The sequence below is a fragment of the Paenibacillus sp. FSL H7-0357 genome (assembly GCF_000758525.1).
Taxonomy (GTDB): Bacteria; Bacillota; Bacilli; order Paenibacillales; family Paenibacillaceae; genus Paenibacillus_AQ.
Genome location: NZ_CP009241.1, coordinates 391,627 through 409,928 on the forward strand (window position 1 = coordinate 391,627; position 18,302 = coordinate 409,928).

Genomic DNA, 18,302 nt, shown 5'->3' on the forward strand with positions numbered 1-18,302 from the left:
TTGTATCAAATGTTTTTTTCTAAAATGGCATTAAAAAAAGCCGCACCCCGTAATCCGGGAATGCGGCATTCTGCACGATCATTATCTGACTTGCAGGCAGAGAATATATTGTAATCTGGATTTAATTTCTTTTTGCCATTTCAAATCTCCAACTTTAACAGCAAGATTGAGCAGATCCAGATAGTCGTCAACCTGCAGAGCGGTCCGGGTATTGGCTGAGTTCATGGGTGTTCAGTCTCCTTTTAACTCCATATAGTGAATTGAATGTATTCGTTTATTTAATAATGATAATCATTATCAACCGTTATTGCTATTATCCACATTTTAAGCTAAAAAAGCAATATAAAAAATTAAAAAGATGAACTGTTTTTGCAATGGACAGTTTAGCACTTTGCTCAGGCGGGGCAGTGAACTGGCATATTTGCACAATTTATCACAATAGGTCGGGTAACTTGCAGGAACCATACCATTTTTTGTCGAATACAGCTTCTTATAACTGCTCTTAGCCCGATTTTTATTGGAAAAAGGAGAATTGCGATGAAGCGGTGTAAACTCATCCTTCTAATTAGCATTGTGCTCATGATTGCACCCCCTGCTGCCGCTCACGCTGAAAGACAAGAGATAAGATATCAGACAGAGCTGGGTTATCCGCCTTATAAATACATACAGAACGGATATCTGACCGGCTTTGATATTGACCTGACAAGCATGATTTTTGAGAAGCAGGATTATCTGATTCAGTACAGCACCGGCGAATGGGAGGAAACGTATAAACGGCTAATTGACGGAGAGATTGATACCACCGGACTTATGGCCGTTACGGAGGAGAGAAAGAAGCAGGCATTGTTCTCTAAGCCTGTGTTCAAAAGCTATATCTCTGTCTATTCGCGTCAGGCGCTGAAAGAAGTAGTGAAGCTAAGCACCTTGGAGAACTATAAGGTAGGAGTTGGCAAGGGTCAGTACTCCGAGATGGTGCTGCACGGCAAAGCAGGAGTCTCACATTACATAGAATATGCAACAGTACCAGAAGCGCTGGAGGCTCTGCAGAAAGGCGAGATTGATCTCTTGTTCGAGAACCAGGGTGTTGTCGATTATTTGATTGTTGAGCGTGGATTAACCGGTGCAATTATTCGCAAAATGAGTAATTTATACCCTGAGGATATCGCTTATGGTATCAGCAAATCAGCACCGGAGCTGGTCTCCTACGTTAATGCACGGCTGGAACGGCTGCAGCGGTCCGGTGCTTTTGAGGAGCTGTACCAGCAATATTTTTTCGCTCATTCGGATGATTATCAATCCTTAACCAATGGGAGGATCATTTCAGGCATCGTCATGGGCTTCTGTGTGCTGCTTTTTGGTATTGTTCTAATAAGGGTTTACATCAGGCGTTTACGCCGGACTATCCACTCCGAGCAGGAATTTTTTGAGGATGTTATTGAGCATACCGGGATGATTGTCTGGGCGGTGCAGGGTGATAAGAGGATCGTGCGTTTCAATCAGTATGCGGAAAAGATGACAGGGCTGAAGGAGCAGGACATGCTCGGAAAAAGCCTCGATGATATTTCCGGTCTGGAAGGCAGCACAGCCTTGCTCAGAGATCTCCTTATCAAAGCGGTGTACAAGGACTACGCAGGCAACGTTGAACTGCGGCTTCCCGATCATGTGCCGGATGCCCGCTATTTCTCCATCCGGACTACTCTGATTAAGGGGATGGATGAGCAGGCTGAAGACATCTTCGTACTGGTTGGACTGGATATTGATGAGCGCAAGGAGAGTGAGCTTAAGCTTCAGCTCAGCTACGAGGAGCTGGAGTCGACCTATGAGGAGCTGGCGGCGGCAGAGGTGGAGCTGCAGGAACAGCTTAACAAGCTGGGGGTCAGTGAACGCCGGTTCCGCCTGGCCTCAGAAAGCTCCGGTGCTTATATGTGGGAGCTGGATTGGGAGACAGGGGTCTATAAGCTTTCTGACCGCTGGTATGAAGTGATGGGCTACAATGAAGAAGAAATCAACTCGTTTGACGGCGGGGTGCTCAGTATCATTCATCCCGATGACCAGGAGACTGCGCGGAAGGCGAGAGAAGAGCATCTGTCCGGGTTGACCCCGATATATGAGACTGAATACCGCATGCGAACCAAAGATGACAACTATATATGGTTTGAGGTGCGCGGCAAGTCGATTGTCGATCCAAAGGACAGGATTGTGCTGTTCCTGGGTTCCCTGATTGACATCAGCAAACGCAAGCAAGCTGAGTTCAAGCTGAATAACAGCTATCAGGAGCTGGAGGCGACGTATGAGCAGCTTACGGCAACACAGCAGGAACTGGTAGGACAATATGATATGCTGGTCGAAAATCAGAAGAATATGCACCGTTTGGCTCATGTGGACTCACTCAGTAATCTGCCCAACCGCCTCAGCCTGCTGGAGACGATGGAGAATTACTTCCAACGGCCTGGCGGCAAAGCGGCACTCTTGTTTGTGGATACCGACAATTTCAAATACATCAATGACACGCTGGGTCATAAATCGGGTGATATTCTCATCCGCAAAGCCAGTGAACGGCTGCAGTCGCTTGTGGATGAAAGAGCCATGCTCTCCAGACTCGGCGGAGATGAATTTGTAATCTTCCTCAAGGATACGGATGACCGTGAAGCCGTGCTGAATTTGGCGGAGGACATCATGCGGTCATTCCGCAGGTCTTTCCTTATCGGGGAAAGCAATCTGTATGTCTCTGCCAGCATCGGGATCTCCTTCTATCCGGAAGACGGGGAGACCACAGAGGAGATTCTGAAGAATGCCGATGTGGCGATGTACCGGGCCAAAGAAGAGGGTAAAAGCACGTATGTAGTCTATGATAAGTCCATGCATACCCCGTTTAATGAACGGATGAACATTGAGAAGCATCTGCGAAGTGCGATGAACAACAATGAATTTGAGCTGCATTATCAGCCGCAGGTGGAGATCGGGACCGGGATGATTTCCGGCTTTGAGGCCTTAATTCGTTGGAACAGTCCTGTGCTTGGTTTTGTATCACCGCTGTCATTTATCAAGATTGCCGAGGATTCGAGGCTGATTATATATATCGGAGAATGGGTTCTTAGGGAAGCCAGCAGGTTCATGAAAAGCGTACATGACCGCACCGGAATTCCATATAAAATATCCGTCAACATTTCGATCATTCAGCTGCTGCAGGATGATTTCGTGGAAATGGTGCTGGACAGCCTGGCGGAAAGCGGACTTGAGCCCAGCTGCCTGGAACTCGAAATCACGGAATCCATCTTTATGGAATCCTTCGAAAGCACCGTCAGCAAGCTGGGATTCCTCAAGTCGCGCGGGATCCGCATCGCCCTGGATGATTTCGGAACAGGGTACTCTTCTTTGAGTTATTTGCAGCAGCTGCCGATTTCCACACTGAAGATGGATAAAATCTTTATAGATTCTCTGGAGGATAAGGCCTACAGCCAATCCTTTGTTCAGACGATCATCGTTCTCGGCCACAAAATGGGTCTTGATGTGGTGGCTGAGGGAGTAGAGGATGCCAGACAGCTGGAATTCCTTAAGCAATTCGACTGCGATAAGGTACAGGGTTATTTAATCAGCAGACCGGTTCCGGAGCGCGGAGTATGGGAACTGCTTGAGCCTCATTATTGAAATAGAAATAGAGATGGCTGCACAGCAAAGCGAGCCCGGGACAATATAGTCCGCGGGCTCGCTTATATTTTCGCGTAGGAATAGTCTTGGAAAAGTCTTTTTCCAGTGACAATATAACTATATATTCGACAAAAACCTCAGGTTTCCTTCCACTGATATTTATCTAATAATGTTCGTATTTAAGTGAATGAGCTTAAGGAGTTATAGCTAAAAATTCTCTCATTAAGATCTAAAGACGAATTATTGTCTGGTTTTGTCCTTGACACATTCGTGAATAATCTGTAGAATTTCTATTGGCTCATATAATAAAGTTAAGCTGTTCGTATATCCTCAAAGATAAGGTTTGGGGGTTTCTACAGGGGACCGTAAATTCCTGGCTACGAATAGGGTGCATTTTGCATACCTATGAAGTATCCGGGATTTTTGTGTTGTGGTTAATAAACTATCTATTTTCGCAGAAACGGACAATGGCCTGCATGAGTACGGCGATGCCGTTTCTCCCTAGGAGGAACAGAGAAACAGATGAGTAAATATGATGTGATTGTCGTTGGTGCGGGTCCGGCCGGAATATTCGCCTGCTATGAATTGACACGAAAGGCGCCTGCTTTGAAGGTGCTGCTTGTGGACAAGGGTCATGATATTTACCGCCGCAATTGCCCGATCCTTGAGGAGAAGATCAAGCTCTGTCCGCCCGCTTCGGGGCGCAAGGAATTCGCCGGCTGTCTGCCTGCCTGTTCAATTACTGCCGGTTTCGGGGGAGCAGGGGCCTACAGTGACGGCAAATTTAACATCACGACGGAGTTCGGCGGCTGGATGACCGATTATTTGGCACCCTCCAAAGTGCTGGAGCTGATCGAATATGTAGACAGTATTAACCTGGAGCATGGCGCAACACCGGTCATTACCGATCCGACAACCGAGAGCATCCGCAATATTGAGCAACGGGGATATGCTGCCGGACTGAAGCTGCTGCGGGCGCAGGTGCGCCATCTGGGAACAGAGCAAAACCTGGAAATCCTTAAATCCATATATGAATATTTGAAAACACGTATTGAAATGCTGTTCAAGACAGAGGTTCAGGATATAGTTACCGTAAAAGACAATGGAACGCACCGCATTACAGGCATTACGCTGAAAAACGGGGAAAGCCATGAGGCGGATAAGGTTATGATTGCCCCGGGCCGTGACGGTTCGGCCTGGTTGACCGAGGTGCTGAAAAAACGCCGGCTGAAAATGTATAATAATCAGGTCGATGTAGGTGTAAGAGTCGAAACTTCGGATGTGGTAATGCGGGAGATCAATGAACATCTTTATGAGGGTAAATTCATTTTCAATACATCTGTAGGCACCCGTGTCCGCACCTTCTGCAGCAATCCGTCAGGACATGTTGTTGTGGAAAATCACAGCGGTGTGATGGCGGCCAATGGACATTCCTATAAGGACCCTGCACTGGGTTCGAAGAACACCAACTTTGCCCTGCTGGTCTCGCATACGTTCACCGAGCCCTTCGACAAGCCCAATGAATATGCCCGGGAAATCTGCAAGCGGGCGAACGATTTGTCCAGCGGCGGTGTGATTGTACAGAAATACGGTGATATTCTCCGTGGCCGGCGTTCAACGGAAACACGGATCAAGGAAGGATTCCTGGAGCCGACGCTGAAGGAAGCGGTACCCGGCGATCTGGGACTGGTACTGCCGTACAATACCATGAAAAGCCTGATTGAAATGGTGGAAGCCCTGGAGAAAGTAACTCCGGGTATCGCCTCCGAACATACGCTGTTCTATGGAGTAGAGGCGAAATTTTATTCGGCCCGTCCGAAGCTTACGGAGAATCTGGAGACGGAAATTTCCGGACTGTATTGCGGCGGAGATGGTGCGGGCATCACCCGCGGTCTGGCTCAAGCCGGAGCCGCCGGGGTATGGATTGCCCGGGGGATGATGGAACATACCGGCGCTTATAGACAATAGAATAGGTGAAGAAGGGCAGACTCTGCAGGGATTTCTGCGTTGAGTCTGCCCTTTTTCTATTTAGCTCTCATTTGAACTCCCGCTCATATGGTATACAATAATTATCATAATTGTAAATTAGAGAGGGTGATGCAGCAATGGATTCAAAGCAGGACAAAAGCAGGGGACTTCAGGTGATAGTGTATTTGCTCTTTATTGTGTATGCATTATTTACTGTTCAGGTAATTTTGTTCAAAACTATTCCTATAACAAGCATATTTGAGGCGGACAATGCCTTAAGAAGTGTGAACTTGATCCCATTCCACACGATTTACGGATTTTTCACAGATGAATCCATCGGCAGCGATAGAATGGTGACCAATGTGTTGGGCAATATCGGGATCTTTATCCCCTTAGGCCTTGCCGCAGCTTATATAGGAAAGAGCAGGACCTGGGGATTTAAGGTTGCTTTTGTCTTCTCGGTTAGTATGGCTTTTGAAATCATTCAATATATCTTTGCGCTGGGAAGCAGTGATATTGATGATATTCTGTTGAACTGTGCCGGAGGTGTGATTGGCATAGCCTTGTATAAAGTCCTCTTGAAGATCACTCCTTCCGGAAACCAGCTCCTTGCGGCGATCATTGGATTCTTTTTACTGGCAGGCATTGGCGGAGGTGTTGTGACGGGGGTGGTGGATCGCAGCTTGCTGCCTTTTGCTGATCAGGAGATGGAATACATAGATGAGAACAAGCAGATCATGACAGGCGTAGATGAGAGTACGGCGGATCTGTTCGGCGATTTGACCGCTGCCCAGACTGACGCAATAACCCTATATAACAATCCTAAGTATAGTATGCTGAAGAAAACAGCGGAAACAACAGAACCCGGGCAAGAGAATAGTACCATTCCAGTAGGTGCCTCAACCAAAATCATTATCAGGCATTTGGCGTCTGATCAAAATAAGATTATCAGCACCTACGAAGAAGGTACGATTTCCAGCCTGGTCTCCATAGTGGAGTCATCTCCAGCCGCCCCTACAGTCAGAGTCTGGTTGGACGGAGACAGCAAACAAGCGGCAAGGATGCTGCTCGTAAATGTTCTGAAGTGAAGTGATATTACCAAGTGTTCCTATCTTCTTGGGCAAGCTGGCCGACAGCTGTAATTTGCACCCGAGGCCATAACAACCTCCAGTTCTTGCTGGCGATCCGTTTCTCATAGATAGAGTGCAACTGGCGGTTGGTTATAAAACTCGGAGTGGGTCTGAGCTCCATTTGGATTACATCCCGGATGCCATGAGGGGCGGCCAACCTTAAATTACCGTGTTCATCCAGCGAAAGCCCAAGAGCGGTTGCCGTCTCGGGAAATTTGGACATGCCGTCGACAGAAGAGGTATAGGGCGGAATATCGTTAACCACATGCATTCTCGCCTGGTTTTTGACCGACCAGGGGATGGACGGATCAGCAGCTCGCAGCTGCGCTTCCCAAGCCTTTTCGGTCTCTTCGCGGGTGTCGCTGCTATCATAATAAATAACATCAATATCTGCCAGCGGTGTTCTTTCCGTAAATCCATGCTGGACATCCCAGACTTTAGAGCGGACAAATCCGGCGCAGACCCAGGAATCGGGCAGCATCAGCGCTCGGGCGGCAGATAGAATATTCATCATCCACGGGTCTTCTCTCACTGCCCGCAGGAGATCTTCCTCGGTATGGATCAGCAACATAGGTCCTCCTTTAAATAGTTGCACTAGAGCGTGTCTTCAAACCGCTTCCCCGCCAAAATCTGCTGCTGTATGCCCTAAGGAATCATGGGTACAGTAGCATTTTCTGATCACACACGGAGAAAGGCGTTTACGAACGGACCGAGTTGCACTTAATTGGGGCTTTTAGCCTGTTACAGGAGGAAAACGGACTCCAGCGCAGTTATTTCTCCCTGCTGTCCATTTTTAGATAGAATGCAGAGCAGATAAGGTCGCCTGGGTCCGCAAAAGAAAATAAACAGCTGTTTTACTCTCCATAGCGCCTCCTGAGTCCGTCCCTCGAGTAAACGAACCCGCTGCGGGCTTTTAGGTCCCCTACTTTCAATACTAAATCCCTGCTTCCCCAGAGCTCTTCCAGTTTGAAGACATGCACTAAATAAAAGCAACGGTTTTTTTATCTGATGCCTCTATTATAAGGCCGAGTTTACAGGCTTGGGTACTCTAACAAGACAATAGGACGGATTGCTATTATGATTTGGCACATCTTATAATGGACCGATAGATTGACCATTGGAGGCGTGGCATTGGAACATAACTTGACGATATTGCTGCAATTGTTCGAAAGGGCGGCACTGCTGCTGATGTGCCTGTTTGTGTTGACCCGGCTGCCGCGGTTTAAAGAGATTTTTGTCAAAGGGGCTTACGCTCCGCAGGATCTTGTGATCGTGACGGTGATCTTCAGCCTGTTCGCGATCTTCGGAACATACAGCGGCATTAAAGTCGACGGCTCACTGGTAAATGTGCGGATTATCGCCATTATGGCCGGCGGGATTCTGTTTGGTCCTTGGGTCGGACTGATTACCGGGATTATATCCGGGGTTCACCGTTTTCTGATTGATATCGGCGGCGTGACTTCCGTGCCCTGCCTGATTACAAGTGTCACGGCGGGAATTGTCTCCAGCGTCATTTACCGCCGGACTACGGCTGACCGCCGCTGGATTGCCGGTATCCTGGCCGGGATGGGCTGCGAAGCACTGACCATGCTGCTTATTCTGGTTATGGCAGATCCTTCATCGCTGGGTGTGGATATCGTTTCGAAGATCGCTTTTCCGATGATTGTGGGTCAGATCAGTGTCGGCCTTATTGTTATGCTTGTCCAGAGTGTGGAGGGGGAGAAGGAACGGATCGCCGCGAAGCAGTCTAAGCTGGCGCTGGATATTGCCAATAAGACGCTGCCGTATTTCCGCAACATCAATCCCCAGTCGCTGCGCACCATTTGCGGGATTATCAAAGAGGACATCGATGCCGATGCGGTAGCGATCACTGATACCCGCTTCATCCGTGCCTATGTCGGAGTGGGAGAGGAATACTACACCGAGACGAACGAGATTATCAGTGAAGAGACGAAAAAGACGCTGAGGGACGGCGAAATTACGATCCGCGATGACGATACTGAATATATGAACCGGGCAATCCGGTCACTGATTATCATTCCCCTGAAAGAGAAAGGCGAAGTGACCGGAGCACTTAAAATTTACTATACCAACGCCCATAAAATCACTTACTCGCTGCAGGCAATGGCGGTAGGGCTGTCGCAGATGATTTCGACGCTGATGGAGGTATCGCGGGTCGAAGGCATTAAGGAGATGGCTAACAAAGCCGAGCTGAAGGCGCTGCAGACGAGCATTAATCCCCATTTTCTGTTCAATGCGCTGAACGCGATTAGTTCACTGATCCGGATTAACCCGGATAAGGCACGGGAGCTGATCATCAACCTGTCAGGCTATATGAGATACAATCTGGAGCTGACCGATGAATTTATTGATATCCGGCGTGAGCTGCAGCAGGTCCAGCAATATGTGGAGATTGAAAAAGCCCGCTTCGGCAGCCGCCTGGCCGTTGAGTATGATATCGACGAAGTGGAGGTGCGTATTCCCAGCCTGATTATTCAGCCGCTGGTGGAGAATGCGATTGTTCACGGCATTTTGAAAGTGAAGGGACCGGGCACGGTGACGATTTCGGTAAAAGACCAGGGAGAGACCGTGCGGATCGGCATCGCCGATACCGGAGCAGGCATCGCGCAGGAGACGATGGAGAAGGTCTACAGCGGAAGCATGCCGGATAACAAAATCGGGCTATATAACGTACATCAGCGGGTAAAGCTGATTTATGGCAAGGGTCTGATCATTCACCGGCTGGATAAAGGGACGGAAATTTATTTCGACGTCACAAAGGAGAAGCGATGAAAGCGATAATTGTAGAGGATGAAGTGCTGGCAAGGAGTGAGCTTGCCTTTCTGATCGGAGCACACAGCGATATAGTGATCACCGCCGAGTTTGAGGACGGACTGGATGCGCTGAAATTTCTGCAGGCTGAGGAAGTCGATGTGATTTTTCTGGATATCAATATTCCGTCCATCGACGGCGTGCTGCTGGCCCAGAATATCAGCAGGTTCTCGGTCAAACCCTATATAGTATTTATCACTGCCTACAAGGAGCATGCCGCCGACGCTTTCGAGATTGAAGCATTCGACTATATTCTGAAGCCCTACAGTGAATCGCGGATGAAAGCCATGCTGAACAAGCTGGAAGCGGCATTCGCGGCGCGTAGCCGTCCCAGAGAAGAAGGGCATCTTGCGGTCAGCAACAAGGTCAATCTGTGGAAAAACGAGAAGATCATCGTTGTCGATGCCGACGAGATTTATTATGCTTCAGCGCAGGAGAAGACAACGAGCGTAATGACTAAGGGAGAGGAATACAGTATGGCTCTGAGCATCAGCGAGTTCCACAGCCGGCTGCCGCAGGACAGCTTCTTCCGCTGCCACCGGTCCTATCTTGTGAATCTGTCCAAGATCAAGGAAATTATCCCTTGGTTCAATAATACGTATCTGCTCCGGCTTCGTGATCTGGATTTTGAAGTGCCGGTAAGCCGCAGCAAGGTCAAGGAATTCAGGCAGATCATGCGCCTGTAGCGGCATTTCATTCCCGCATTCGGTCATCTCATTCCCGATTTCTCTCAAGAAAGCGTTGTTTCGCTACAATAAAGGAGCAAAGAAAGCCCTTGCAGCGACAATAGAGAGAAAGAAGGAATGACTCATGACTACGGCTAAATCTGGCAGCAAGCGCTGGATGATCGTGCTGGGTACAGTGATTATGCAAATGGGACTGGGCACAATCTACACGTGGAGCCTGTTTAATGCGCAGCTTGTCAGCAAATTCGGCTTTGAGCTCAGCGCTGTTTCGATAACTTTTTCCATTACGAGCTTTGCCCTTGCCTTCGCAACCTTGTTTGCCGGGAAACTGCAGGACCGGTTTGGCCTCCGCAAGCTGACCGCTTCCGCTGGGATTATGCTGGGACTTGGTCTGATGCTTAGCTCGCAGGCCAACTCCCTCCTGATGTTCTACCTGCTGGCCGGCGTAGTCGTGGGTTATGCCGATGGTACGGCCTATATTACTTCGTTATCCAATCTGATTAAGTGGTTCCCTAAACATAAAGGCTTGATCTCCGGCGTATCGGTCGGCGCCTACGGAACCGGCAGTCTGATCTTCAAATATATCAACGGCAGCCTGATCGAGTCGGCAGGCGTATCGAATACCTTCCTGTATTGGGGCTTGGCCGTTATGATCATGGTTGTCGCGGGTTCGCTACTGGTCAGGGAAGCTCCTGTGGCTGCTCCGGCACTGGCACAAGCAAACAGCAGAGGGACGGATTCCTCTGCCGCAACAATTCCGGCTGCAGTGAAAGACTATACCGTCAAAGAAATGCTGCGCACCAAGGAAGCGTACCTGCTGTTCGTAATTTTCTTCACCGCCTGCATGAGCGGCCTCTACCTGATTGGCATTGTTAAGGATATCGGGGTGCAGCTGGCGGGTCTGGATATCGCTACAGCGGCCAATGCCGTTGCGATGATCGCGATCTTCAATACTGCAGGGCGCCTGATTCTTGGAGCGTTGTCCGACCGTATGAGCCGATTGAAGCTGGTCAGTGCCACACTTCTGGTCACAGCCCTAGCGATGCTAACCTTAAGCTATGCGACCTTGAGCTACGGCTTGTTCTTCGCTTGTGTGGCCACCATTGCTTTCTGCTTCGGGGGCAACATTACGGTGTTCCCGGCGATTGTCAGTGACTTCTTCGGCCTTAAGAACCATAGCAAGAACTATGGCATTGTCTATCAGGGCTTCGGAATCGGGGCGTTGTCCGGCTCGTTCATCGCCGCTTCTCTCGGCGGGTTCAAGCCTACCTTCATCGTCATCGGCGCACTTTGTATTGTAGCCTGTCTTCTGGCGGTTTCCTTAAAGCCTCCGGTGCAGAGACAGGCAAGAGAAAAGGGAATGAGCCTGAAGCCTTCACGGCATACGGCTTAACCATATACAAACATGTTGGCTTAAGAAGTATACAGACAAAGAGAATAGTTATTCGAAAAAGAGATATCCCGGCCTTTCGTGCAAACGGCTGGCGGATATCTCTTTTTTGTATACTCATGGTTCAGTAAGAGGACTGTGTTGCCGCTGCTCGAAATGTATAGGATGGAAAATAGTTCGGGGCGTACAGAAAATAATTCAGGCATAGGCACTTTTTGCAGGGCGCAAGTGTTATAGAGATATACAAGTAAGGAGGTGCTGGCAACGTCACAGGAGCATTTAAGGGATATGAAACAGGTGGAGGCTGTAATCGAACAAGTTCAAAAGGGGGACCGGGAGCAATATGCCTGCATTGTCGAGATTTTTCAGCAGCCAATATACCGTTATTGCTGCCGTCTGCTCGGGAACAGGCAGGATGCGGAGGATGCTGTTCAGGACATTTTGGTAAAGGCCTATCAATCAATCAGAGGGTACAAGCCTGAAGTAAGCTTCTCCGCCTGGCTCTACCGGATTGCCGGCAATCATTGTCTTAATTTGCTGCGCCGACGCCGGCTGCAGGGGCATATTCTGCGGATCTTCCGGCCGGAGACGGTAGCTGCGAGCGCGGAGCAACAGATGGAAGCGCGGCTGTTTAGCCCTGCTCTGGAGTTAGCGCTGCTGCAGCTGTCACTGGAGGAGCGGAATATTCTTGTGCTGCGGGTGTTTGAGGAGCTGACTTTTCAGGAGATGGGCCACATTCTGAACAGCAGTCCTAATGCGCTGCATAAGCGGATGGAACGGATTAAACGGAAAGTCAGGGAATTTATGCAGACAGAGGAGGGGATCTCTTGGAACGAACCGGAATCCATAATGAGTACCAAGATATAACAGCGGCAGCAGCTTCTGGGCAGCAGCTTCACACCATTGAGGTGACAGACAAGGTGATGGCCCGCATTCGGACACTGGATCAGAAGTCAGATCAGAAGCAAGGTCCGCGTGGCATCCGATTTGCCGGCAAAACTGCGGCTACTTCAGGAATGCTGGTTATGCTGCTGCTGATTACCGTAACGGCTTATGCCGCTACGGAATACATTCAGATCCGTAATAAGGCAGGCGAGGTTAAGGTGCAGCATCAGGCAACGGATCCGAATTGGGGAAAGGCTGCTCCTGCACCGTACTATCAATATATGCATAAGCTGATGGATTTCGCGGAGCCGGGAGAGCTGATTGCTTATTTCTTCAGAGGAGAAGCCCTTCCAGAAGGAGCAGTATCCGCTCTGCAGTTTAAGTCTAAGGATCTGGAGCTGAATGATTATCCGGCATTCCTTGCAGAGATGAACAAGCTGAACATGCCGATACTCCCCAAGGAAGCTAAGGGTTATACTTTTACAAAGGGAAAGATCTCTCCCCTAGGGCCATCCGATGCAGAGATCAGTAGTAATCCGCTTTACCGTCAGACTCTTAACGAGTTGATTGCCGAGGCGAGGCAGAATACCGACCGGAATCTGTTTATGAAGATCTTGCCGTGGACTAAAGCGGGCTGGTTCGAAGGCGTGTATACGAAGCAGGGAGCAAACATTAGTATTAGTGCAACCCCGCTGTATGGCGGCTATGTTCAATTTATGCAAGATGATGATGCTGCCGCGGAGAAGCTGGAGGTAGCAGGCAGGGAGGTTGTCTACAACCGAGTTGTCAAGCCGTATGTAAGCTATCATTACCTAAGTTGGTACAACGAGAAACAGGATGCGTATTACACAGTTAGTACCTACGGCAACCGGACGTTGACTAAGGAGCAGCTGCTGGAGCTGGCAGCGGAGTTACTCCAGGGAGGGTTATAGGCAGGCAATTCTGACGGGTTACCTTTTGTACCAAGATAAATCTGGAAATAATTGCTTATTCGATTCATCAGTTATAACAATAAAACAGGCATCCGGTTGGGCGTGCTCGCTCTCCGGATGCCTGTTTGTCTATGGGCTGAAGGAGTGAAGGCTGCTACTGGAGGGTTACCCTTCCAGCAGCAACGCTTCCGGATCCTCCAGCAGTTCCTTGACCTTGACGAGGAAGCTTACCGCTTCGGAGCCGTCCACGATGCGGTGATCGTAGGAAAGCGCGATGTACATCATCGGGCGGTTGGCGCTTCTTTCTTCGTCCAGGGCGATCGGACGGAGCTGGATCTTGTGCATGCCGAGAATACCAACCTGCGGCGTATTGAGAATCGGCGTGGACAAGAGTGAGCCGAACACGCCGCCATTGGTAATGGTGAACGTGCCGCCCTGCAGCTCCTGCAGGCTGAGCGTATTGGCGCGTGCTTTGGAGGCGAGCTCGCCGATCCGCCGTTCGATCTCAGGGAAGCTGAGCCGGTCCGCATCGCGGACGACCGGCACAACCAGCCCTTCCTTGGCAGCGACGGCGATGCCGATGTCATAATATTTCTTGAGCAGCAGATCTTCGCCGTCGATCTCGGCATTCAGCAGTGGATAGGCTTTGAGCGCGCCGATCACAGCCTTGGTGAAGAAGGACATGAAGCCCAGTCCGACTTCATGCTTCTCTTTGAAGGCATCCTTGCGGCGCTTGCGGATGTCGAGGATGGCGGTCATGTCCACCTCGTTGAAGGTGGTCAGCATGGCCGCGGTCTGCTGCGCTTCGACCAGGCGGCTGGCGATCGTCAGCCGTCTGCGCGACATGCGCTTGCGCTCCACGGCCTTGCCGTCCTCTTGCTGCGGCGCTTTGCCCGCCGCAGCTTTGGCAGGCTCCGGCTTGGCCTGCGGCGCCGGAGACACGGGCACAGCGGCCCCTGGGCCGGCTGCGCCATGGTCCTTCACATCGGCCTGGCCAATCCGGCCGATAGGGTCGCGGGCACTGACCTCGCCGAGGTCGATGCCCCGCTCCCGCGCGAGCTTGCGCGCCCCCGGCGAAGCCAGGGCCGCATTGCCTGCCGCACCTTCGGGTGCGGCGGCAGGAACGGCAGCGTCCGAAGGCGCTGCCACAGGTGCGGCAGCGGCAGGTGCAACGCTGCCTGTAGCAGGTGCCGCCTCGGGCTTGCCGCCCGCAGCGGCCTGCGGCGCACTTCCGGCAGCAGCGTCTGCGCTGCCGATCACGCCGATAGCCTCGCCAACGGCTACATTCTCGCCGGCCTGGCGCAGGATGGAGGAGATGACGCCGTCCTCCTCCGCGCTGATTTCAAGATTGACCTTGTCGGTTTCAAGCTCAGCAAGCACATCCCCCTGGCCGACAGTATCGCCCTCTTTAACCAGCCATTTGTAGATCGTTCCTTCGGAAATGGATTCGCCCAGATCGGGTACTTTAATTTCGGACACAGGCCCTTACCTCCCCAAATATAATAGTTAACGTTATCGTGACACCGTCCCCTTTCAGGAGGACGGTACAGCCGCTTGTACTTGCGAATTTAGTTTCAGGGCTTCCGTAACTATACGCCGCTGTTCAAAGCTATGCACATCGGCGTAACCGCTGGCCGGGCTGGAACGTTCCGGACGGCCGATATACTGTACTTTGACATTCTGCGGGGCGATGGCGCGCAGCCGTGGTTCGGCATAACTCCAGCCGCCCATATTCTTAGGTTCTTCTTGTACCCAGATGATTTCCTGCAGGGAGCGGAAGGTGCTCAGATGAGCGGCCAGTTCCCGTTCCGGGAACGGGTAGAGCTGCTCCAGCCGAAGAATGTGCAGCCAGGACCAATCCTGCCCCTTGGCTGAATCCAGCTCAGTCTGCAGGTCGATAGCGACCTTACCACTGCAGACAACCAGTCGTTTAACCTCGCCGGGCTTGCTGCCCAGAAGCGGCTCCGGCAGGACCGGCTGGAAGCTTCCCGAAGCCAGTTCGGCTCCCGGGGAAGTGCTGCGTGTGTTGCGGATCAGGCTTTTCGGAGCCATGACCACCAGCGGGCGGGCATCCGATCTGCCGCAAAGGGCAGCCTGGCGGCGGAGCAGGTGGAAATACTGCGACGCACAGGTCAGATTGGCTACAGTCCAGTTCTCTTCAGCCGACAGCTGCAAGAACCGTTCCAGCCTTCCGCTGGAATGCTCTGGCCCCTGGCCTTCGTAGCCATGCGGCAGCAGAATCGCCAGGTTGCTGCGTTGGGTCCATTTGGCGCGTCCGGCAGCAATGAACTGGTCGATAATGACCTGTCCGGCGTTGGCGAAATCACCATACTGCGCTTCCCAGATGACAAAGGTTTCCGGGGCAAACACGTTATAGCCGTATTCATACCCGAGCACCGACGCTTCCGACAACGGACTGTTGTACACCCCGAAGGAGGCGCTGGAGTCCTTAAGCTGATGCAGCGGAGAGAAAAGTGCCCCTGTGTCACTGTCATGCAGCACCAGATGGCGGTGCGCGAAGGTGCCGCGCTGGGAGTCCTGGCCGCTGAGACGAATCGGTGTGCCATCCTTCAGAATCGTAGCGAAGGCGAGGGCTTCTGCGAGTGCCCAGTCAACACGTTCTCCATCATTCAAAGCGTCTTTGCGGCGCTGCAGAATCCGCTCCAGCTTCGGATAGACCTGGAAGCCGTCCGGCACCGACAGCAGCTCCCGGTTAATTTCCTGCAGGTTGTCAAGCGGAACCGCTGTAGGACGCTTCGGTGTAGGTGCGCTGTCCAGTGCAACTGAGGTTTTGGCCTCCGCGTTCTTATGCTTGCCTTCCTTCATCTTATCAAAGGCTTGCTGCAGTACACCTTCAGCTTCGGCGTTCATTGCCGTAACGTCTTCTGCCGTGATAACTCTCTCCTCCTGCAGCCGTTCCGCGTACACTTTGTATACAGTAGGATGATTGCGCACTTTACCATAAACAATCGGCTGTGTCGTTTCCGGATCATCCATTTCATTATGTCCATGGCGGCGATAGCCGATCAAGTCAATCACGAAATCCTTCTTGAACAGATTGCGGTAGGCGCTGGCCAGACGGACGGCGGCAATACAAGCCTCCGGATCATCGGCATTGACATGGACAATCGGAATTTCATAACCCTTAGCCAGGTCACTGGCATAGTGGGTAGAACGGGAATCCTCACTTTCCGTCGTGAATCCGATCCGGTTATTGACGATAATATGCACTGTACCGCCGTTCTGATAACCTTTAAGCTTGCCGATATTAAGGGTTTCGGCCACGATGCCTTCACCCGGGAAGGCAGCATCGCCATGCATCAGCACAGCCATGGCTTTATTCGTATTTAGCTTAGGCAGACCCGGAGTGCTGCGGTCTTCCTGGGCCGCACGCGTGAAGCCCTCAACCACCGGATTGACGAATTCCAAGTGGCTCGGATTGTTGGCCAGAGTGATCCGTGTACGGACGGTTTCTCCTTCACGGACGGCGCGGTCAGCGCCGAGATGATATTTCACATCACCGGTCCAGCCGTAGTTGATGCCCATGGAGCCTTCGGAAGGGAACAGCTCCTTGTTCGGCGAATGATGGAATTCCGAGAAAATAATATCATAAGGTTTGCCCAGGATATGAGCCAGGACGTTAAGCCGTCCGCGATGCGCCATACCCATCAGGATATGTTCCGCACCGTCATGAGCGGCAGCACGCACGATTTCATCCAGCATCGGCACCAAGGCGTCATTGCCTTCCAGGCTGAAGCGTTTCTGGCCGACAAAAGTTTTATGAAGGAAAGTTTCGAATTGCTCTACCTGAATCAGCCTTTTCAGCAATTCTTTGCGCTCTGTGTTGTTTAGAGGCGCGGGAGAGCTGGTAGATTCCGCCTGGCTGTTCAGCCAGCGCAGCTCCTGCTCGTCACGCACATGCCCGAATTCATAGGCAATGGTCTGCGTGTAGGCCTGGCGCATCCGGTGAACGGCATCCCAAGCAGTATGAACGTCATTCGGGGCATTCTCCCAGATCAGCGAGGCGGGCATAGCCATTAAATCCTCGCGGGTCAGATCATAGGTTTCGTACTCCAAATATTTCGCCATCGGATTGTTTCCCCGGTCCAGCGGGTCGATATTGGCGGCCATATGGCCATGTATGCGGATATTGGCGATCAGCTTGGATGCCCTTACGGCCTTTCTAAGCCACTCAGTATCTCCTGAAACCACAGGCAGCGGTGCCTGTTCGGCATCAGGAGCCAATGGAGGGGGGCCGGAAAGGGTGAAGAGATCGCGGTAATTATGCTCTACTAAAGTTGGATCTTTTACAAATTGCTCATATTTCTCTTGGATGTAACCCAGATTGGGTCCGTAATACTTGCTCCACACAGTTTCGTTATAGGGATCTTTGGCTGCCATGAATACATCCTCCTAACGGATGAACTCCACGCGCGCCAAAATTTCGCCGGCGCCCTTGTGGAGCTTCGATGTTTGCGGTTTCATTCCTCATCTTATTGTGCAACTTTCAAGGCGGGTAATCAATTCATACTTTGGTTGAATCCGTTCGCAAAACGGTATGATTCAGTGCCTAATTCATACAGAACTATTATAAGTTTGGTTTCTTAACTATATGAAAATGATGCGGCGGTGTGATTGAAATGAACGAAATAAAAAAGTTGTTTTCAGTTTTCATATATACATATATAGATAAAGAGGCTTGTTCTACAATTTTTTGGGATTATCGAGTAATTCGTACAAGCAGTTGGCAAAATAATCAATTATTTTCCGTTTCTAATTATACAATATTCCCATAAATCGACACACTTTTCGTGTAAGATATTGTATAATG

At 50.8% G+C, this 18,302-nt stretch carries 12 protein-coding genes and 1 riboswitch; of the genes, 8 read left to right on the forward strand and 4 right to left on the reverse strand.

The genetic code is table 11. The features are described 5' to 3' along the window. Positions 1-81: 81 nt before the first annotated feature. Entirely contained in the window at positions 82-225 is a 144-nt protein-coding gene (locus tag H70357_RS36215) for a hypothetical protein (protein ID WP_197073643.1), read from the reverse strand. A gap of 312 nt (positions 226-537) precedes the next feature. On the opposite strand from H70357_RS36215, the gene H70357_RS34055 reads away from it, so the two are divergent. The 3 genes from H70357_RS34055 to H70357_RS01785 all read left to right on the forward strand — a co-directional run bounded on the left by H70357_RS34055 (position 538) and on the right by H70357_RS01785 (position 6,704). Next, entirely contained in the window at positions 538-3,648 is a 3,111-nt protein-coding gene (locus H70357_RS34055) for an EAL domain-containing protein (RefSeq protein WP_052091756.1), read from the forward strand. Positions 3,649-3,948: 300 nt separating this feature from the next. Then, a riboswitch (purine riboswitch) is annotated at positions 3,949-4,048 on the forward strand. 122 nt (positions 4,049-4,170) lie between these two features. Continuing rightward, positions 4,171-5,616 carry an NAD(P)/FAD-dependent oxidoreductase gene (locus H70357_RS01780; protein WP_038585080.1) on the forward strand — a complete coding sequence of 482 codons (1,446 nt, stop codon included), beginning with the start codon at positions 4,171-4,173 and terminating at the stop codon, positions 5,614-5,616. Positions 5,617-5,753: 137 nt separating this feature from the next. Beyond that, entirely contained in the window at positions 5,754-6,704 is a 951-nt protein-coding gene (locus tag H70357_RS01785) for a VanZ family protein (protein WP_038585083.1), read from the forward strand. A gap of 7 nt (positions 6,705-6,711) precedes the next feature. Here the strand turns inward: H70357_RS01785 and H70357_RS01790 are convergent, their stop codons facing one another. Further along, positions 6,712-7,314: a nucleotidyltransferase family protein gene (locus tag H70357_RS01790; RefSeq protein ID WP_197073698.1), complete on the reverse strand. Its 603-nt coding sequence runs from the start codon at positions 7,312-7,314 to the stop codon at positions 6,712-6,714. Positions 7,315-7,877: 563 nt separating this feature from the next. Between H70357_RS01790 and H70357_RS01795 the strand changes: the two genes are divergently transcribed. The 5 genes from H70357_RS01795 (at position 7,878) to H70357_RS01815 (ending at position 13,471) form a co-directional block, all read left to right on the forward strand. Then, positions 7,878-9,539 carry a sensor histidine kinase gene (locus H70357_RS01795; protein ID WP_269322462.1) on the forward strand — a complete coding sequence of 554 codons (1,662 nt, stop codon included), beginning with the start codon at positions 7,878-7,880 and terminating at the stop codon, positions 9,537-9,539. Continuing rightward, positions 9,536-10,264 (forward strand): LytR/AlgR family response regulator transcription factor, encoded by a 729-nt coding sequence (locus H70357_RS01800; RefSeq protein ID WP_038585089.1) that lies wholly within the window; start codon positions 9,536-9,538, stop codon positions 10,262-10,264. Before H70357_RS01795 ends, H70357_RS01800 begins: the two co-directional genes overlap by 4 nt. A gap of 124 nt (positions 10,265-10,388) precedes the next feature. After that, positions 10,389-11,657 (forward strand): L-lactate MFS transporter, encoded by a 1,269-nt coding sequence (locus H70357_RS01805; protein ID WP_038585091.1) that lies wholly within the window; start codon positions 10,389-10,391, stop codon positions 11,655-11,657. 285 nt (positions 11,658-11,942) lie between these two features. Continuing rightward, on the forward strand, positions 11,943-12,521 hold the full coding sequence (locus H70357_RS01810; RefSeq protein ID WP_038585094.1) for an RNA polymerase sigma factor: 579 nt from the start codon (positions 11,943-11,945) through the stop codon (positions 12,519-12,521). Next, positions 12,482-13,471 carry a hypothetical protein gene (locus H70357_RS01815; RefSeq protein WP_156130795.1) on the forward strand — a complete coding sequence of 330 codons (990 nt, stop codon included), beginning with the start codon at positions 12,482-12,484 and terminating at the stop codon, positions 13,469-13,471. The genes H70357_RS01810 and H70357_RS01815 overlap by 40 nt, the downstream gene beginning before the upstream one ends. Positions 13,472-13,636: 165 nt before the next feature. Here the strand turns inward: H70357_RS01815 and odhB are convergent, their stop codons facing one another. Then, the gene (gene odhB / locus H70357_RS01820; protein WP_038585099.1) at positions 13,637-14,950 is read right to left on the reverse strand and encodes a 2-oxoglutarate dehydrogenase complex dihydrolipoyllysine-residue succinyltransferase; all 1,314 of its coding nucleotides are present in this window, start codon (positions 14,948-14,950) and stop codon (positions 13,637-13,639) included. Between the two features lie 54 nt (positions 14,951-15,004). Next, positions 15,005-17,872, reverse strand: a complete 2,868-nt coding sequence (locus H70357_RS01825; protein WP_038585102.1) for a 2-oxoglutarate dehydrogenase E1 component — start codon at positions 17,870-17,872, stop codon at positions 15,005-15,007. Positions 17,873-18,302 lie beyond the last annotated feature (430 nt).

Coding starts and splice junctions, on each gene's coding strand:
- H70357_RS36215 (WP_197073643.1), bottom strand. CDS start 225: ATGAACTCAGCCAATACCCGGACCGCTCTGCAGGTTGACGACTATCTG.
- H70357_RS34055 (WP_052091756.1), top strand. CDS start 538: ATGAAGCGGTGTAAACTCATCCTTCTAATTAGCATTGTGCTCATGATT.
- H70357_RS01780 (WP_038585080.1), top strand. CDS start 4,171: ATGAGTAAATATGATGTGATTGTCGTTGGTGCGGGTCCGGCCGGAATA.
- H70357_RS01785 (WP_038585083.1), top strand. CDS start 5,754: ATGGATTCAAAGCAGGACAAAAGCAGGGGACTTCAGGTGATAGTGTAT.
- H70357_RS01800 (WP_038585089.1), top strand. CDS start 9,536: ATGAAAGCGATAATTGTAGAGGATGAAGTGCTGGCAAGGAGTGAGCTT.
- H70357_RS01805 (WP_038585091.1), top strand. CDS start 10,389: ATGACTACGGCTAAATCTGGCAGCAAGCGCTGGATGATCGTGCTGGGT.
- H70357_RS01810 (WP_038585094.1), top strand. CDS start 11,943: ATGAAACAGGTGGAGGCTGTAATCGAACAAGTTCAAAAGGGGGACCGG.
- H70357_RS01825 (WP_038585102.1), bottom strand. CDS start 17,872: ATGGCAGCCAAAGATCCCTATAACGAAACTGTGTGGAGCAAGTATTAC.